Origin of the sequence: Reyranella humidisoli (genome assembly GCF_019039055.1) — a bacterium.
In the GTDB taxonomy this organism is placed as follows: Bacteria; Pseudomonadota; Alphaproteobacteria; order Reyranellales; family Reyranellaceae; genus Reyranella; species Reyranella humidisoli.
Genome location: NZ_JAHOPB010000001.1, coordinates 2,826,296 through 2,840,817, shown reverse-complemented (window position 1 = coordinate 2,840,817; position 14,522 = coordinate 2,826,296). Strand labels below are relative to the sequence as shown.

Sequence of the window (14,522 nt, the reverse complement as noted above, 5' to 3'; positions counted from 1 at the left end):
GCGTCGCGGCCGCCGCGATGGGCGGATTCCGTGTGTCCAGATGCTCTCCGTCTCGCACGCGATATATGGTCTGCCCCGACCTGGGCTAGGTCAACCGGCAGGAGCGTCATGGCTGCTACGCCGGCTGCGCCGGGCGAGCACCGTCGCGGAAGAGCTTGTAGGTGATCGCGTCGTAGAGCGCGTTGTAGGAAGCGTCGACGATGTTGGGCGAGACGCCGATCGTGCTCCAGCGGCGGCCTTTCGCATCCGCACTCTCGATCATGACACGCGTGGTGGCCGCCGTACCGCCCGCCGAATCGAGGATGCGGACCTTGAAGTCGACCAGCCGCATGTCCTCCAGCTCGGGATAGACCGGCAACAGTGCCTTTCGCAGCGCAGCATCGAGTGCGTTCACGGGACCGTTGCCCTCGCCCACTTCCATGGCGCGGCGGCCGGCGATGTCGAGCTTCACCGTCGCTTCCGACAACGCCACGGTCTGGCCCTTGGCATTGACGCGACGCTCCGCCAGCACGCGAAAGCTCTGCAGTGAGAAATAATCCGGCACCGTGTGCAGCTCATGTCGCGCCAAAAGCTCGAAGCTCGCGTCGGCGCCATCGTAGGCATAACCCTCCGACTCGCGCTCCTTCACGATCTCAAGCAGGCGCGCAACGCCGGGATGCTTCGGATCGACATCGAGGCCGATCTGGCGGAAGCGCGCCATGATGTTGGAGCGCCCGGCCTGGTCGCTGACCACGATGATGCGCTGGTTGCCCACGATCTCGGGATCGACATGCTCGTAGGTCTTGGGGTCCTTCTCGACCGCCGAGACGTGCAGGCCGCCCTTATGGGCGAAGGCGCGCGTGCCGACGTAGGCAGCACTGCGGTTGGTCGGCATGTTCAGCCGGTCGTCTAGCAGGCGCGACAGGTGCGTGAGCCGCTGCATCGCGCCGTCCTTCAGCCCGGTGTCGAAGCCCATCTTCAGCACGAGGTTCGGGATCAGCGAGATCATGTTGGCGTTGCCGCAGCGCTCGCCCAGCCCGTTGATCGTGCCCTGCACCTGGCGCACGCCCGCCCGCACCGCGGCCAGCGTGTTGGCAACGGCATTCTCGGTGTCGTTGTGCGTATGGATGCCGAGCCGATCGCCCGGGATCTTCTTCACCACTTCGCCCACGATGCGCTCGACTTCGTGCGGCAGGGTTCCGCCGTTGGTGTCGCAGAGCACCAGCCAGCGCGCGCCCGCCTTCTCGGCGGCGGCGAGGCAGGCCATGGCATAATCGGGATTGGCCTTGTAGCCGTCGAAGAAATGCTCGGCGTCGAACATCGTCTCGTCCATGCGCGTCTTCGCGTAGCTGAGCGAGTCGGCGATCATCTCGAGATACTCGGCGCGGTCGACTTCGAGCGCCACGTCGACGTGGAAGTCCCAAGTCTTGCCGACCATGCAGACGTTGCGCGCCTTGGTCTGCAGGATCGACGCCAGCCCGGGATCGTTGGCCGCGCTGCGCCCGGCGCGCCGCGTCATGCCGAAGGCCACGAACTTGGCATTCTGGAACTCTGGCGGATCGGCGAAGAACCGGTCGTCGGTCGGGTTCGCGCCCGGCCAGCCGCCCTCGATATAGTCGATGCCCAACCGGTCGAGCTCGCGCGCGATCGCGGCCTTGTCGGCCACGGTGAAATCGACGCCCTGCGTCTGGGCCCCGTCTCGCAGGGTGGTGTCGAAGAGATAGACTCGGTTGGACTGGCTCATGGCGCGCGCATCATAGTGTCGGGAAACCTCGGGAGATACGCTTATGACCACTCCGACCACCATCGTCGAGCTTCGCACCACGCTCCTGCAGGTGCCGTGGCGGTCGTCGCCGCCGGCGGCGGGAATCCTGGCGCCCGGGCCACGGGAGATCTTCGTGCTCGAGATCGAGACGCAGGGCGGGCTGGTCGGCATGAGCTACCTGATGCCGCTGCATGGCGGCCTGCACACGCTCGACGCCTGTATGAAGGAGCTGATTGCACCTTATGTGATCGGCCGCGACGCCACCGAGATCGAGGGCATCTGGCAGACGCTCTACAAGAACAATTTCTGGCTGGGCCGCATGGGCGTCACCCTGTTCGCCCAGAGCGCCGTCGACATGGCGCTGTGGGATATTGTCGGCAAGCGCGCGAGCCTGCCGCTGTTCCGCCTGTGGGGTGCTGCGCGCACTTCCATTCCCGCCTACGGCTCGGGCTGTTTCCGCGGGCTCGGCCGCGACGGCATGATCAGGCGCGCGCAGGAGTTCACCGCCCAGGGTCTCAAGGCCATCAAGATGCAGGTGGCGCATATCCGGCCGTGGCGCGAGGACGTCCAGAACGTGAAGGCGATGCGCGAGGCGATGGGTGACGGCATCGAGATCATGATCGACGTCAACATGGGCTGGGACGCCGACACCGCGATCCAGGCCGGCCATCGCATCGACGAGTTCGATCCCTACTGGCTGGAGGAGCCGGTCGTCGCCGAGGACTTCGCGGGCTACCGCCGCATCGCCGCGGCGCTGAAGACGCGCGTGGTCGGCGGCGAGAGCCACTTCATGCGCAACGACCTGAGGCCCTTCTTCGAGCATCCCGGCACGCCGATCCTGCAGCCGGACCCGATGCGTGGCGGCTACTCCGAGCTGCGCAAAATCGCCTCGATGGCCGAACCGTACGGCATTCGGATCGCGCCTCACCTGTTCCACGAGCAGATGGTGCATGTGCTGGCCTCGATCCCCAACGCCAGCTATCTCGAATACATGGACTGGAACGACGATCTCTGGATCGAGCCGGTCCTGCCCGCGAAGGATGGCACCATGTCGCCGCCGGAACGGCCGGGCCATGGCGTGGTCTTCCGGCCCGAGATCCTGAAAGACCACCGTGTGGGCGGCCAGCGTCTGAAAGGCTGATCAGGCTTCGGCGGCGGCGCGGAAGCGCTTGCGGATAAGGCCGATGAAGGAGCGTGCGGCCGGCGAGAGCGTGCGCTCGCGCTTGTAGGCCACCCCCATCTGAGCGGACGGGAGCTTGCCGCGCCAGGGCAGGTCGAGCACGGCCAGCTGCCGGGACTTCAGGCCGCCCTCGATCTGGCTCATATGGCCGATCCCGAACGCGTCGGTGCCGGCCACGAGGTCCCGCACGACACGGAACGAGGACACGGCGATCGAGGGCAGCACGTCTCCGGTGACGGGCTCGATCGACAGGCCATCGTCGATGCCTTCGATCAGCCAGAGATTGGTGTGCGGCATGCTCGACATCACAAACGGATACTTGCGCAGATCCTCCGGCTGAAGCGGCGCCTTCTTCTTCATCAGAGGATGGCCGGCGCGACAGAAATAGCTGCCTTTCAGGGTGCCGAGCGTTTCGACGCGCAGCGCCGGCATGTCCTTCAGTGCCAGGACGTCGAACACGACGAAATCGACGCGGTCGGTCATCAGCATCGCGAGCACGGCCGTCCATTCGCGCTCCAGCAGCTCCAGCCGGATCGAGGGATTGGCGTTGATCAGGTCGATGGCGGCCGGCTGCACGGCAATGTCGTGGATGTAGGAGCCCGCGGCGACACGCAGTCGCCCGCCGCGGCCGTCGCGCACGACCTGGAGCTGGTTGGAGATGGCCTCGGCACGCGCCACCAGTTCATCGGCCATCTTGAGCACGTCGTCGCCGGCGGACGTCGCCACCACATCGCGCCGCGACCGCTCGAAGACGCGCATGCCAAGCTTCTTTTCCAGCGCGGCGATGTTGCGGCTGAGCGTGGGCTGACTGATGCGCAGCGCCGAGGCCGCACGGCCGAAATGGCGATGCCGAGCCAAAACGACGGCGTGCTGCAGCAACTTCAGGTCGATATCCATGCGGATACCGTATCGTGAGAAGCGTTGCCGCGCATCGATTATTGCCCGATGAATGCAATGTCCGCGGAGGCGCTCCTGCCTCACCAGCCCGACGGACCGGAGCGCGCCACCATGAAATCAGCGATCACCGCAGCTGTCCTCGTCGGCATGGCCGCCTCGTTCGCCCAGGCCCAGAGCGCGCCGATCATGTTCCGCATGGCCGCGTCGGACGCCAACCTGGCGGGTTGCCGCAGTCTCGACGCCGAGTTGTCCCGCGTCCACTCGGTCACGCTCCAGGGCGACACGGCCCTGCTCAAGCTGGCCGGCGGTAACTCGGAAACGCTGAAGCAGACGAGCCCGGGTGTCTACACGACGGTCTTCGCGCTCTCCGGCGTGCGTCTCGATGTCGTCGCAAACTCGGCCAGTTCGCCCCGGACCCTCGTCGTGACGGAAAAAAACCGCGGCTGCCGCTGGGACGCCACGGCCAAGTAGCGCTTCTCTCGTCCCGGCAGGCGCACGATGCTGACCCTCAGTCGACAGCGCCTGTTGGCCGTTGCACTCAGCATCCTGTGCGCCTTGGGCGGCATGTGGCTGGCGCTGGAGCATCTCGTGCCCGCGCCTCCAAAGACCATAATCATCGCCGCAGGCTCCAGGGGCGGGGCGTATGAGTTCTATGCCCAGAAATATCGCGACATCCTGGCCCGCCATCATGTCGCGCTCGACATCCGCACCACCGAAGGCACGGTTGAGAACCTCAGGCTGCTGCAGGACGCCTCTTCGGGCGTCTCCGCGGGCTTCGTGCAGGGCGGCGTGTCGAACAGCAGCCAGGCGCCCGGGCTGGAATCGCTCGGCCGCATCAACTACCTCGCCTTTTTCATCTTCTGCCGTTCGACCGACAGGTTCGACGAGCTGGCTCAGCTCAAGGGCAAGAGCATCGTCGTCGGCCCCGATTCGAGCGGCACCAATTCCGTCGTCACCCGCATCCTGAAGATCAACGGGATCACGCCGCAGAACGCGACCTTCCTCCCGCTGGCCGGGCGAGCGGCAGTCGACGCGCTCAATTCGGGAAAGGCCGACGTCCTGATCCTGGGCAATGTCGTCGAGGCGCCGCTGATCCAGAACCTCCTGCGCGATCCCGGCCTGCGACTCGTCAGCGTGAAGCACGTGAAGGCGTTGACCCGCCGCTTCCCGGTGCTGACGAGACTGGAACTGCCGAGCGGCGTCATCGACTTCGAGAAGAACATCCCGAACACCGACGTCACCTTGATCGGCACGACCAGCTCGGTGCTGGTACGCGACGACGTGCACCCCGAGATCATCGGCCTGCTGGCGCGCGCGCTGGTCGAGGTCAATGGCGAGCCTGGCGTCTTCCAGCAGTTCGGCGAATTCCCGACGCAGTCCGACCCGGAATATCCGATGGCCGAGAGTGCCCGCGATTTCTACAAGAACGGCCCCTCGCTGTTGCATCGCTACGTGCCGTTCTGGCTGGCCAACTATGCGCGACGTGCGCTGGCGATCCTGCTGACCGCGGTGGCGATCCTCGTCCCCGTCTTCAGCTACGCGCCGAAGCTCTATCTTTGGGTGCTGCGCCGCCGCATCCTCGGCCTCTACCGCGAGCTTCGCGCCGTCGAGCATGGGCTGGGCAGCGCGTTGTCGCCGTCCGCACTCGCGGCCTACGACAGCGACCTCGACCGGATCGACCGCGCATCGAAGGTCCTCCCGATGCGCCACTCGGACCTGTTCTTCGCACTGCGCACCCACATCGATCTCGTGCGCGCGCGCCTTCAAACGATACGTTCCGGAGGAACCACTTGAACCTGACCAGGCTCGCGTCCGCCGTCGCGCTTTCGACCGTGCTGGCGACTGGCGCCTGCTCGTTTCCCGAACGCGGCACCGCGGTGCCCGCCGCCAACACGACGGAAGCGCTGCCGCTCGGCATCGCCAACGCACGCTTCTACGCCGATGGCGACGCCAGCCTGATGGTGCAGGAAGGCCAGCGGTCGTTCGAGCGTGAATTGGCCGCGCTCAAGGCAGAAGGCAAGTCGACCACACGCCTGCCCCCGGCGAACTATCTCGCGATGTCGGGCGGCGGCGACAATGGCGCGTTCGGTGCCGGCCTGATGAAGGGCTGGACCGAGAGCGGCACGCGGCCCGAATTCAAGATGGTGACCGGCGTCAGCACCGGCGCGCTCATCGCGCCCTTCGCCTTCCTCGGCCCCGACTACGATGCCGCCTTGCGTGAGGTCTACACGACCATGACGCCGGACAAGGTATTCCGCGTGCGTGGCCTGATGGCCGCGCTCTACGACGACGCCATGGCCGATACCGGCCCGCTGGCCGAGGTGATCGCGAGCTACGCCGACCAGAAGATGTTCGATGCCATCGCGCGCGAATATGCCAGGGGTCGGCTGCTGCTGATCGGCACCACAGACCTCGACGCCCAGCGCCCGGTGATCTGGAACATCGGCGCACTGGCGGCCAGCGGCCACCCGCAGGCGCTCGATCTCTTCCGCAAGATCCTGCGTGCGTCGGCGGCGATCCCCGGCGCGTTCCAGCCGGTGATGATGGATGTCGAGATCGGCGGCAAGAAGTACCAGGAGATGCATGTCGACGGCGGCGCCGTGGCCCAGCTCTTCCTCTATCCGCCGACCATCGATCTCAAGGCCGACGGCGTGAAGCGCGAGCGCCGCGCCTGGATCGTACGCAACGGCCCGCTTTCACCGAACTACTCGGCGAGCGACCGCCGCACCTTCTCGATCGCCGGCCGCGCCATCGAGACGATGCTGGTGTCGAGCGGCAGGAACGACGTGCTGCGCACCTACTTCGTCACCCAGCGCGATGGCGTCGCCTACAACCTCGCCTATATCGGCAGCGATTTCAGCGCTCCGAAGAAAGGCGAGTTCGACCAGGCCTACATGACTGCGCTCTACGAATACGGCTACCAGCAGGCCCGCGAGAACCGCGAGTGGCACAAGAGCCCGCCGGGCCTCGAAGCTGCAGCGGCCGCCCGCGCGAAATAGGCAGCGGGTGGAGAGGATCGAAGGCCCTTTGGCGCGAGATCGTCGATGCAGACAGGCGTGGCTTCACGGGCAGCCTGAGCCTTGATCTGAACAAGAGCAGCGACTATCTACCGGCCGTCGCCAACTGGAATGGATGCGCACCGAAATGGATTTCGACCTGACCGCAATGCTCGCTCGCCTTGCCTCCAGGGAAATCCATGTCCATGCCTTCGATCACGCTTTCCCGCCTCGCCGCCTCCACGCCTGACGGCCGCGCGCTCTTCTCCGACATCGATCTGAGTTTCGACGGGGGCCGCACCGGCCTCGTGGGGCGCAACGGCGTGGGCAAGACCACGCTGCTGAGGATCGTCGCCGGCACGCAAGCTCCCCAGTCCGGAACCGTGTCGGTGCAGGGAACGCTGGGCGTGCTGCGCCAGGCGGTTCAGGTTTCACCGGGGGACACGCTTGCGGACCTGATGGGCGTCGCCGCCGCACTCGCGCTGCTGCGACGAGCCGACGAGGGACAGGCCACGGCCGAGGAACTGCCCTCGGCCGACTGGACGCTCGGGGCGCGCATCGAGGCCGCGCTTAGTCGAGTCGACCTTCACGCGACACCTGCGACACCCCTGTCGACCCTGTCGGGCGGACAGCGCACGCGTGCAGCTCTGGCGGGTCTCGTTCTGGCGCAGCCCGACTTCATCCTGCTCGACGAGCCGACCAACAATCTCGACCGCGCGGGCCGTGCCGCCGTGATCGACCTGCTGGCCGGATGGCGTTCGGGCGCGATAGTGGTCAGCCACGACCGCGAGCTGCTGGAGACGATGGACGCGATCGTCGAACTCACCCCGCTCGGTGCCACACGTTATGGCGGCAACTGGAGCCACTATCGCGCACGCAAGGCGCTCGACCTTGCGGCGGCGCAACACGATCTCGCCGACGCCGAGAAGCGCATGGGCGAGGTCGAACGGACCACGCAGGCCAATGCCGAGCGCAAGGCGCGCAAGGATGGCGCCGGCCACCGCAAGCGCGCCAAAGGCGAAATGCCGCGCATCCTGGCGGGCGCCCGGGAAAGCCGCGCGGAGAGTACGTCCGGCGACCAGATGCGCCTGGCCGAGCGGCGCCGCACCCAGGCCGTCGAGGACGCTGCGGCGGCGCGGCGGCGCATCGAGATCCTGCAGCCTCTTTCTGTCGCCCTGCCGTCGAGCGGCCTGCCCCAGGGCCGGACGGTGCTGCGCGTCGAGGCGGTGAGCGCCGGCTACGAAGCCGGTCGCGCCATCATCGACGGCCTGACCTTCGGCATGACGGGGCCTGAGCGCGTGGCCCTCACGGGTCCCAACGGCTCGGGCAAGACGACGCTGCTCTCGCTGATCGCCGGCAAGCTCGCGCCGCGCTCGGGCGAGGTGCGTACGACGCGCGCGTTCGCGCTGCTGGACCAACAGGTGAGCCTGCTCGATCCCGGCCTGTCGATCCGCGACAATTTCCTGAAGCTCGATCCGGGCGCCGACGAGAATGCCTGCCGCGCCGCGCTCGCGCGTTTCATGTTCCGTGCCGATGCCGCGCTGCAGGCGGTCGGGACGCTGAGCGGCGGCCAGATGCTGCGCGCCGGCCTCGCCTGCGTGCTGGGCGGATCGCAGCCGCCCGAACTGCTGATCCTCGACGAACCGACCAACCATCTCGATATCGATGCCATCGAAGCCGTGGAAGCGGGCCTGCGCGCCTACGATGGCGCCCTGCTGGTCGTGAGCCACGACGAGACGTTCCTCTCGGCCATCGGCATCACGAGACGTATCGACTTGACCGGGAAAGATTGAGGCCGGTCTAGACGCCCGGCGCGGCACACTGCGAGATGAACTGCCGGGTCAGGCGCTCGTACCTGGTGTCGCCGGTACGAGTCTCGAGAAGGGCGTCGCGCGCGTCGGGCACCACGATGGTCGCCTGGTGCGTCGTGCCATCGCCGCATCGCAATTGCATCGTGACCGGCGCCGCCGTCATGCGGCCGACGCCCCGCAGGGGCTCCAGAAGATCGTAGAACTGCTCGGTGCTGGCGGCCGGCGAGGTGTCGCATCTTTGGTGATGGACGGACATCCACAGCCTGACCTCGCCGGCCGGACTGCAGGAAATCTCCTCGATCACGTCGCTGCTCTCGAAGCCGACGCTGAGGCGCTCGGCGCAGAGTTCATAGACGAGCACGTTCATGCCGCCTTCGCCGTCGTCGAGAATGCCGCGCTTGCAATCCCCGGCTGACACCGGAGAGGCGAGCAGGATCATGCACAACGCGCCCAGACCGCCCGCGAGGCGATGGCGCGCCGGGCCGGTCATTCCGCTTCGTTCTCGCGATCGACGTTCGCCGTTTCCCGCGCGCGATCGGTTTCGGCCATCTCGGCCTTGAAGCGCTGGAGTTCCCGGCCGGTGAGGCGCGTCCGCTGCTCGGTGCGGGTCATGCCGAGGGGATCTATGGGGCGGCCGCCGCGATGCAGCTCGAAATGGAGGTGCGGCCCGGTCGAAAGACCTGTGCTGCCCACGTAGCCGATCACCTGCCCCTGGCGCACGCGCGCGCTGCGCTTCACGCCCGCGGCGATGCGCGACATATGGGCATAGCCGGTGGCGAGACCGCCCTCGTGGGCGATCTTGACCCATCTGCCGTAGCCACCGAACACGCCGGCCTCGATCACGTGACCGGCACCCGCCGCAAGGATAGGCGTGCCGGTCGGCGCGGCGAAGTCGATGCCGGCATGCAGCCGCGTGAACCTGAGGACGGGATGCTGACGCAGGCCGAAGCGCGAGGAGATGCGGCTCATGTTCAGCGGCGTGCGCAGCAGCGACTTGATCACGCTCTCGCCCTCTTCGTTGTAGAAGAACTCCTCGCCGTCGCGCGGCTTGAACCGGTAGATGCTGTAGCGCTCGGCGCCGCCGCCGGTCGTCAATTCGGCCCAGAGCACACGCCCGTCGTCGGCTGGAATTCCGTCGCTCGTCCAGCGGCGCTCGACCAGCACGTCGAAGCGATCGCCGGCCTTGATGTCGTGCTGGAAATTCACGTCCCACGAAAAGGCGCGCAGCATTTCGGCAAGCGCCCCGTGCGGCACGCCGGCCGCCTCGGCGCTGCCGATCACCGAGCCGTCGACCATGCCCGAGGCGCGCTGCAGCCGGGGCGTCACCGCGAAGACTTCCTCCTCCACGCTATAATCCCCGTCGTCGTCGCGCTCGACGGTGAAGGCACGCTGCGGCTCCGGTCTGATGGAAAGGCCGACCAGGACCGTCGCCTCCTCGGCCTCCAGCCGCTGCAGCTTCAGGATCAGCGTCTGCCCGATCGGCAATCGGTCCAGCCTGACGTGACGGGCCAGCGCCGCCACGATCTCCGCCCCATCGGTTGCGGAAATGCCCAGCCGGTCGAGCACGCGGGCTACGGTGTCGCCCTTACGCAATTCGATCGCGGCTTCGACATGGGGCGGACCGAAATCCGGCGGCGCCGTCTCCGGCGAAGGCTCGGGAAGGACCGCTGCGATGTCTTGCACCGGCGCAGCAGGCTCCGGTGCTTCCACCATCACCGTCTGCGGCGTTCCCGATTCCGGTGCGAGATCGAACGCCGTTGCCTCGCGCGGCGGAACACGCTTCTCCTGCAGTGCCATCAGGCTCACCGCCGCCACCACGGCAAGGCTGCCGAAGCACATACCGACTTTTCTCCACGGCCGTCCTGCCGCAACGGCCGGAGGAAACTGTTCGAAGGTGGTCTGCGCGACGGCGGCCTGTGAATCCGGCATTCCAGGAAGGTCCTTGGGGACGGAGTTGACGGGAAGCTGGTGCCAGAGGTCTCACTGCGCCGGCTGCGGGAGACTCGGTCGGAAAGTTGGCAGCAATGTGGTTGCGCGTCGTCTCGACGCGGCGAAGCGCGCGCTCAGGGCGCGAGACGCTTCAACGTCGCTTCAGCGAAGCGCTCCGCCGAAGCCGGCTCGAAGTCCATGAACAGTGCCGGCTCCAGCACTTCGACTTCGATCACGATGAGCGTGCCATCGCGCACCACGCCATCGACCCGCGCGTAGAGCGGCATCGTGGGCAAACTGGCGAGGCAGGCGGCGCCCTGAGCCGTGACCTCGGATGGCGGTGTCTCAGCGGTGCGGGTCGGGTTGAAGCGGGAATTGGAGCGGAACTCGCCGGGTGGCGGCCGCTTGCGCAGGGCGTGACTGAACACGCCGTCGAAATAGGCGAGCGACAGTTCGCCCTCGCCGATCTCGGGCAGGAATTCCTGCACGACCACCCCCGAGGCGCGCGCCTCGTCGGAGAGCGCCGCGATCTGTTTCGCGATCGTGGGGCGCTGCAGCAGTTCGACGGAATGGCCCGACGCACCGCTGGCAGGCTTCACCACGGCGCGGTCCCAACCGGTTTCGTCGAAGACGCGCCCGACCGCCGCGGCGTCGCAAGTCACCACGAAACTGCGCGGCACGCGCACACCTGCCGCGTCGAGCTTGGCCACATAGTCCTTGCGCAGGTTCCAGCGCACCAGCTCGATGGGATTGAACAGCCGCGTCGACGCCGCGATCGCCTCCGTCCAGGCGCGGAATGCGTCGAGCGCGCGATAATAGCCCCAGGTCGAGCGCAACACGACGGCATCGGCGCCGTCGAAAGCCTCGCGCGGTCCGTCCCAAGGCGCGCCGGTGACGCGACAGCCCCGCCGCTCCAGGGCCGCGGCGTACAGGCGGTCGGAGGCGGTGATCCCCGGGTCGTCGGCCGAGGTGGCGAGAACGATGTGCGGGCGCATGCCGCTACATAGACAAAGGTCCGGCGCGCGTCTTGCTTCGAAGCGATCATGCCGCCGCCCCTTCCCGTGACGTTCGCCGCCGGTTCCGCCGGCCCGTGGCACATCGAGCGCCTGTCGCGCGTGGCCGGCCCCGGTCTTCCGGCGGCCACGCATCTCGCGATGACCGACCTGCCCGGGGCGAGCTGGCGCCTGCGCGGGGTCGTCAGTCATCCGCGCTATTCGACGGCGGCCGAGTTGAAGACGCTGGCCGGGGTTCAGGCCGGGCTGGGCCGCCCTGAAGCGACCTGCGCGGCGCTGATCCCGATCCGCAAGTCGGAGGCCTGGTGGTCGATGGCGCAGGACGAGCGCCGTGCCGTCTTCGAGGATCGCTCGCGACACATCGCGTTGTCGATGAAGTACCTGCCCGCCATCGCGCGCCGCCTTCATCATGCACGCGACCTCGGCGAGCCCTTCGACTTCCTCACCTGGTTCGAGTTCGCGCCCGAGCACGAGGCGGCTTTCGACGATCTCCTCGGTGAACTGCGTGCCAGTCCCGAATGGACCTATGTCGAGCGCGAGGTCGAGATCCGAGTGCGGCGCATCGACTGATCCCGGGTGACCGCTACTTGCACACGTTCTTCAGTGCCTGCCATTCCGCCGTGCTGAACGGCAGCTTGCCCGACGGCGGGCGCTTGGTGGCGGCGATACGCTCCTGCGTCGGCGGATGGCTCGACCAGATGCCGGCTTCCTGGGCAGCGTCCCCGGGTTTGGTCTTCAGCATCTGCTCGAAGAAGGTCGAGACGCCGTCGGCGCGCAGGCCGCCTTTCTCGAGCAGGCGGACGCCGGTCTCGTCGGCCTCGCGCTCGAAGGCCCGGCCGTTGCGCAGCGCCAGCAGCGCGCTGCCGCCGGTGCCGAAGGTGCTGAGCACGTCCGAATAACCGCCACTCAGGAGCTTGATCAGAAGGTCGATCCCGTAGGCGCGCACCAGCCCCTTGGTCGGATGGTAGTGCACGACATGGCCAATCTCGTGCGCCAGAACGCCCGCGACCTGCGTGCTGGTCGCCTGGTCGATCAGGTCCGAATAGAAGACGAGGATGGAACCTGGCAGGGTGAGGGCATTGACCGGGCCGCCCTTGACGACATGCACCGTGACCTCGTGCTTGTAACCCGCTTCCTTCGCGAGATCGTTGGCCAGCCGGTTGATCGCGGCGAGGCCGGCCTTGCCCGTGCACTCCTCCTCGTCCGCAATCAACTGGTCGAGCACCGTCTCGCCGAGCTTCACCTGCCACGAATAGGGCAGAAGCGGCGCGGCATAGCCGGTGCCGTATTCAACCGCGCTCCAGAACAGGCCGATCAGCGCGACGATCGCCAGCGAATAGGCGCCGAGCCGCGGCGCGACCTTCACCGGCTCGAGCGCCAGCGGCTTCAACGCCGGCACCAGCGCGGCGAGCTGCTTGCGCCAGGCCGGATCCTCGATCACCAGCCGCGCCTCGCTGCCGCGCACGGTCACGGGTGGCACGGCCTCGTGCTGCGAATCGCCCAGCACGGAAAGGTCCGCGACCGGCCAGCGCGCGACGATGCTCGAATCCGCTGGCCGATAGATCACCAGCTCGCTGGCGGTGACGCGCAGCATCACTTCCTGCACCCCGGCGGTATGGCCGTCATAATATCGGGCGGCCATCGTCAGACCCCGCTCACGTCGAACAGGTCGAGCAGGCCCTCGCCGTAGGTCGGGCCGAGGTCGGTGGGCTGGCGGATGTCGCCACCCAGCGGCGCGCCGTAGATCCAGAGTTGTCCCGCGATCAGCTTCATCGTGCGGTGCATGACCCATGGCCAGCCGATGCCCAGGGTCAGCAGCACGATCAGGTAGTTCAGCACCAGGAAGCCCCACATCTGGCGCGTCGACAGCGCCGTCGCGAACAGCACGTTGCCGGCGCGGCTGCGGGTCACGAGGTAGCGCATGAGGTAGGCCTGCCACCAGCAGCGCAGCGGCAGGATCAGCAGGCCGAACAGCAGATAGGCGGCGAAGCCGACGGCCAGCACGACCACGACGGTCCGCAGGCTGGGATGGGAGAAGAGCTTCTGGAGATCCTCGAACGTGAAGCCCAGGCTTTCGATCGTGCCGCCGATCAGGGCGAATGTGGCGCCGGCCGCGATCGCCCAGGCCAGGATGTTCAGGAAGTAATAGCCGATGTAGCGGCCGTAGATGTCACCGGCGCGGCCCGCGAAGGTGAAGCCCTGCGTGCCGACCCGCGCGTTGACGATGCGCGGCCGCGCCAGATTCACGGATACGACCGGCGTGAGCAGATAGGCCGTCGAGGCGTTGGCGAAATGAAGGAACATCGCGATGGCGCCGTAGCGCCAGGCCGAGCCCGCCATGCCGCAGCGGATCCCGCGCCAGCGCGTGCGCGAGAGCTTGTAGCGCAGGCCTGCATAGTGCCCGACATAGGCCAGCGGAAAGCCGATCAGGAACACCGACAGCGAGAAGATGTCGAACATGCCGAAACTGGCGAACGGCTTCTGGTGGAAGACGTATATCCAGACCACGTACATCAGCCCGGCCCACGCCGCGATCAGCAGGAGCGCCAGCAGGAAGCCGATCATCAGCTCCCGCCCGCGGCCGCGATATTCGAAGCGGTCGCCCAGCACCGACATATGGTTCCAGACATAACGGCGGATGCGCGTGCGGCCCCAGAAGCGCGACCAGCCGAGCGTCACCAGCATCAGCGCCAGATGGCGCAGGTAGATTGCATAGAGTTCGCCCAGCCGCCCGTCATAGACCGGCTGGCTCGGTGTCAGGTCGGGTTGCCAGGCCGTGCCGGGCGGGGAGGTCGGGCCAGATGGGCCGGACGTTTCGGGGCTCGGCCGGTTTGCCGGCTCACTCGCCGCCTGCTGCCAGGGAGAAGACGCTTCACTCAACTCCCGGATACCCCGCCGCAATGCAAAATTTTCGATGCTGCAATGCAGCATGATCTGGTGTAGGCCAGTCTA

Annotated in this window: 13 protein-coding genes; 6 read left to right on the top strand and 7 right to left on the bottom strand. The window is 67.2% G+C overall.

What is annotated here, in order from left to right:
• Window positions 1–115: 115 nt before the first annotated feature.
• A complete protein-coding gene (gene cimA / locus KQ910_RS13730) occupies window positions 116–1,723 on the bottom strand; it encodes a citramalate synthase (RefSeq protein ID WP_216961061.1) in 1,608 nt (535 codons plus the stop codon).
• Between the two features lie 43 nt (window positions 1,724–1,766).
• On the opposite strand from cimA, the gene KQ910_RS13725 reads away from it, so the two are divergent.
• Complete coding sequence (locus tag KQ910_RS13725; RefSeq protein ID WP_216961058.1) at window positions 1,767–2,885, top strand: mandelate racemase/muconate lactonizing enzyme family protein; 1,119 nt, start codon at window positions 1,767–1,769, stop codon at window positions 2,883–2,885.
• Here KQ910_RS13725 and KQ910_RS13720 read toward each other — a convergent pair whose 3' ends face one another.
• A complete protein-coding gene (locus tag KQ910_RS13720) occupies window positions 2,886–3,821 on the bottom strand; it encodes a LysR family transcriptional regulator (RefSeq protein WP_216961055.1) in 936 nt (311 codons plus the stop codon). It abuts the gene before it with no gap.
• 111 nt (window positions 3,822–3,932) lie between these two features.
• Between KQ910_RS13720 and KQ910_RS13715 the strand changes: the two genes are divergently transcribed.
• From KQ910_RS13715 to KQ910_RS13700, 4 genes are all read left to right on the top strand, one after another.
• Entirely contained in the window at window positions 3,933–4,292 is a 360-nt protein-coding gene (locus tag KQ910_RS13715) for a hypothetical protein (RefSeq protein ID WP_216961052.1), read from the top strand.
• A 27-nt stretch (window positions 4,293–4,319) separates the two neighbouring features.
• Window positions 4,320–5,615, top strand: coding sequence for a TAXI family TRAP transporter solute-binding subunit (locus tag KQ910_RS13710; RefSeq protein ID WP_216961049.1), 1,296 nt, complete (start codon window positions 4,320–4,322; stop codon window positions 5,613–5,615).
• Window positions 5,612–6,820 carry a patatin-like phospholipase family protein gene (locus KQ910_RS13705; RefSeq protein ID WP_216961046.1) on the top strand — a complete coding sequence of 403 codons (1,209 nt, stop codon included), beginning with the start codon at window positions 5,612–5,614 and terminating at the stop codon, window positions 6,818–6,820. The genes KQ910_RS13710 and KQ910_RS13705 overlap by 4 nt, the downstream gene beginning before the upstream one ends.
• 203 nt (window positions 6,821–7,023) lie before the next feature.
• Complete coding sequence (locus tag KQ910_RS13700) at window positions 7,024–8,610, top strand: ABC-F family ATP-binding cassette domain-containing protein (protein WP_216963838.1); 1,587 nt, start codon at window positions 7,024–7,026, stop codon at window positions 8,608–8,610.
• Between the two features lie 7 nt (window positions 8,611–8,617).
• Here the strand turns inward: KQ910_RS13700 and KQ910_RS13695 are convergent, their stop codons facing one another.
• From KQ910_RS13695 to KQ910_RS13685, 3 genes are all read right to left on the bottom strand, one after another.
• Window positions 8,618–9,118 (bottom strand): hypothetical protein, encoded by a 501-nt coding sequence (locus tag KQ910_RS13695; protein WP_216961043.1) that lies wholly within the window; start codon window positions 9,116–9,118, stop codon window positions 8,618–8,620.
• Window positions 9,115–10,467: a M23 family metallopeptidase gene (locus KQ910_RS13690; RefSeq protein ID WP_216961040.1), complete on the bottom strand. Its 1,353-nt coding sequence runs from the start codon at window positions 10,465–10,467 to the stop codon at window positions 9,115–9,117. Before KQ910_RS13690 ends, KQ910_RS13695 begins: the two co-directional genes overlap by 4 nt.
• Before the next feature lie 224 nt (window positions 10,468–10,691).
• On the bottom strand, window positions 10,692–11,552 hold the full coding sequence (locus tag KQ910_RS13685; protein WP_216961036.1) for an ATP-grasp domain-containing protein: 861 nt from the start codon (window positions 11,550–11,552) through the stop codon (window positions 10,692–10,694).
• 48 nt (window positions 11,553–11,600) lie between these two features.
• On the opposite strand from KQ910_RS13685, the gene KQ910_RS13680 reads away from it, so the two are divergent.
• Window positions 11,601–12,140 (top strand): chlorite dismutase family protein, encoded by a 540-nt coding sequence (locus KQ910_RS13680; RefSeq protein ID WP_216961022.1) that lies wholly within the window; start codon window positions 11,601–11,603, stop codon window positions 12,138–12,140.
• A gap of 13 nt (window positions 12,141–12,153) precedes the next feature.
• Here KQ910_RS13680 and KQ910_RS13675 read toward each other — a convergent pair whose 3' ends face one another.
• Both KQ910_RS13675 and KQ910_RS13670 read right to left on the bottom strand, forming a co-directional pair.
• Window positions 12,154–13,212, bottom strand: a complete 1,059-nt coding sequence (locus KQ910_RS13675; protein ID WP_216961020.1) for a M48 family metallopeptidase — start codon at window positions 13,210–13,212, stop codon at window positions 12,154–12,156.
• 2 nt (window positions 13,213–13,214) lie between these two features.
• A complete protein-coding gene (locus tag KQ910_RS13670; RefSeq protein WP_216961017.1) occupies window positions 13,215–14,450 on the bottom strand; it encodes a YjgN family protein in 1,236 nt (411 codons plus the stop codon).
• Between the last annotated feature and the right edge of the window lie 72 nt (window positions 14,451–14,522).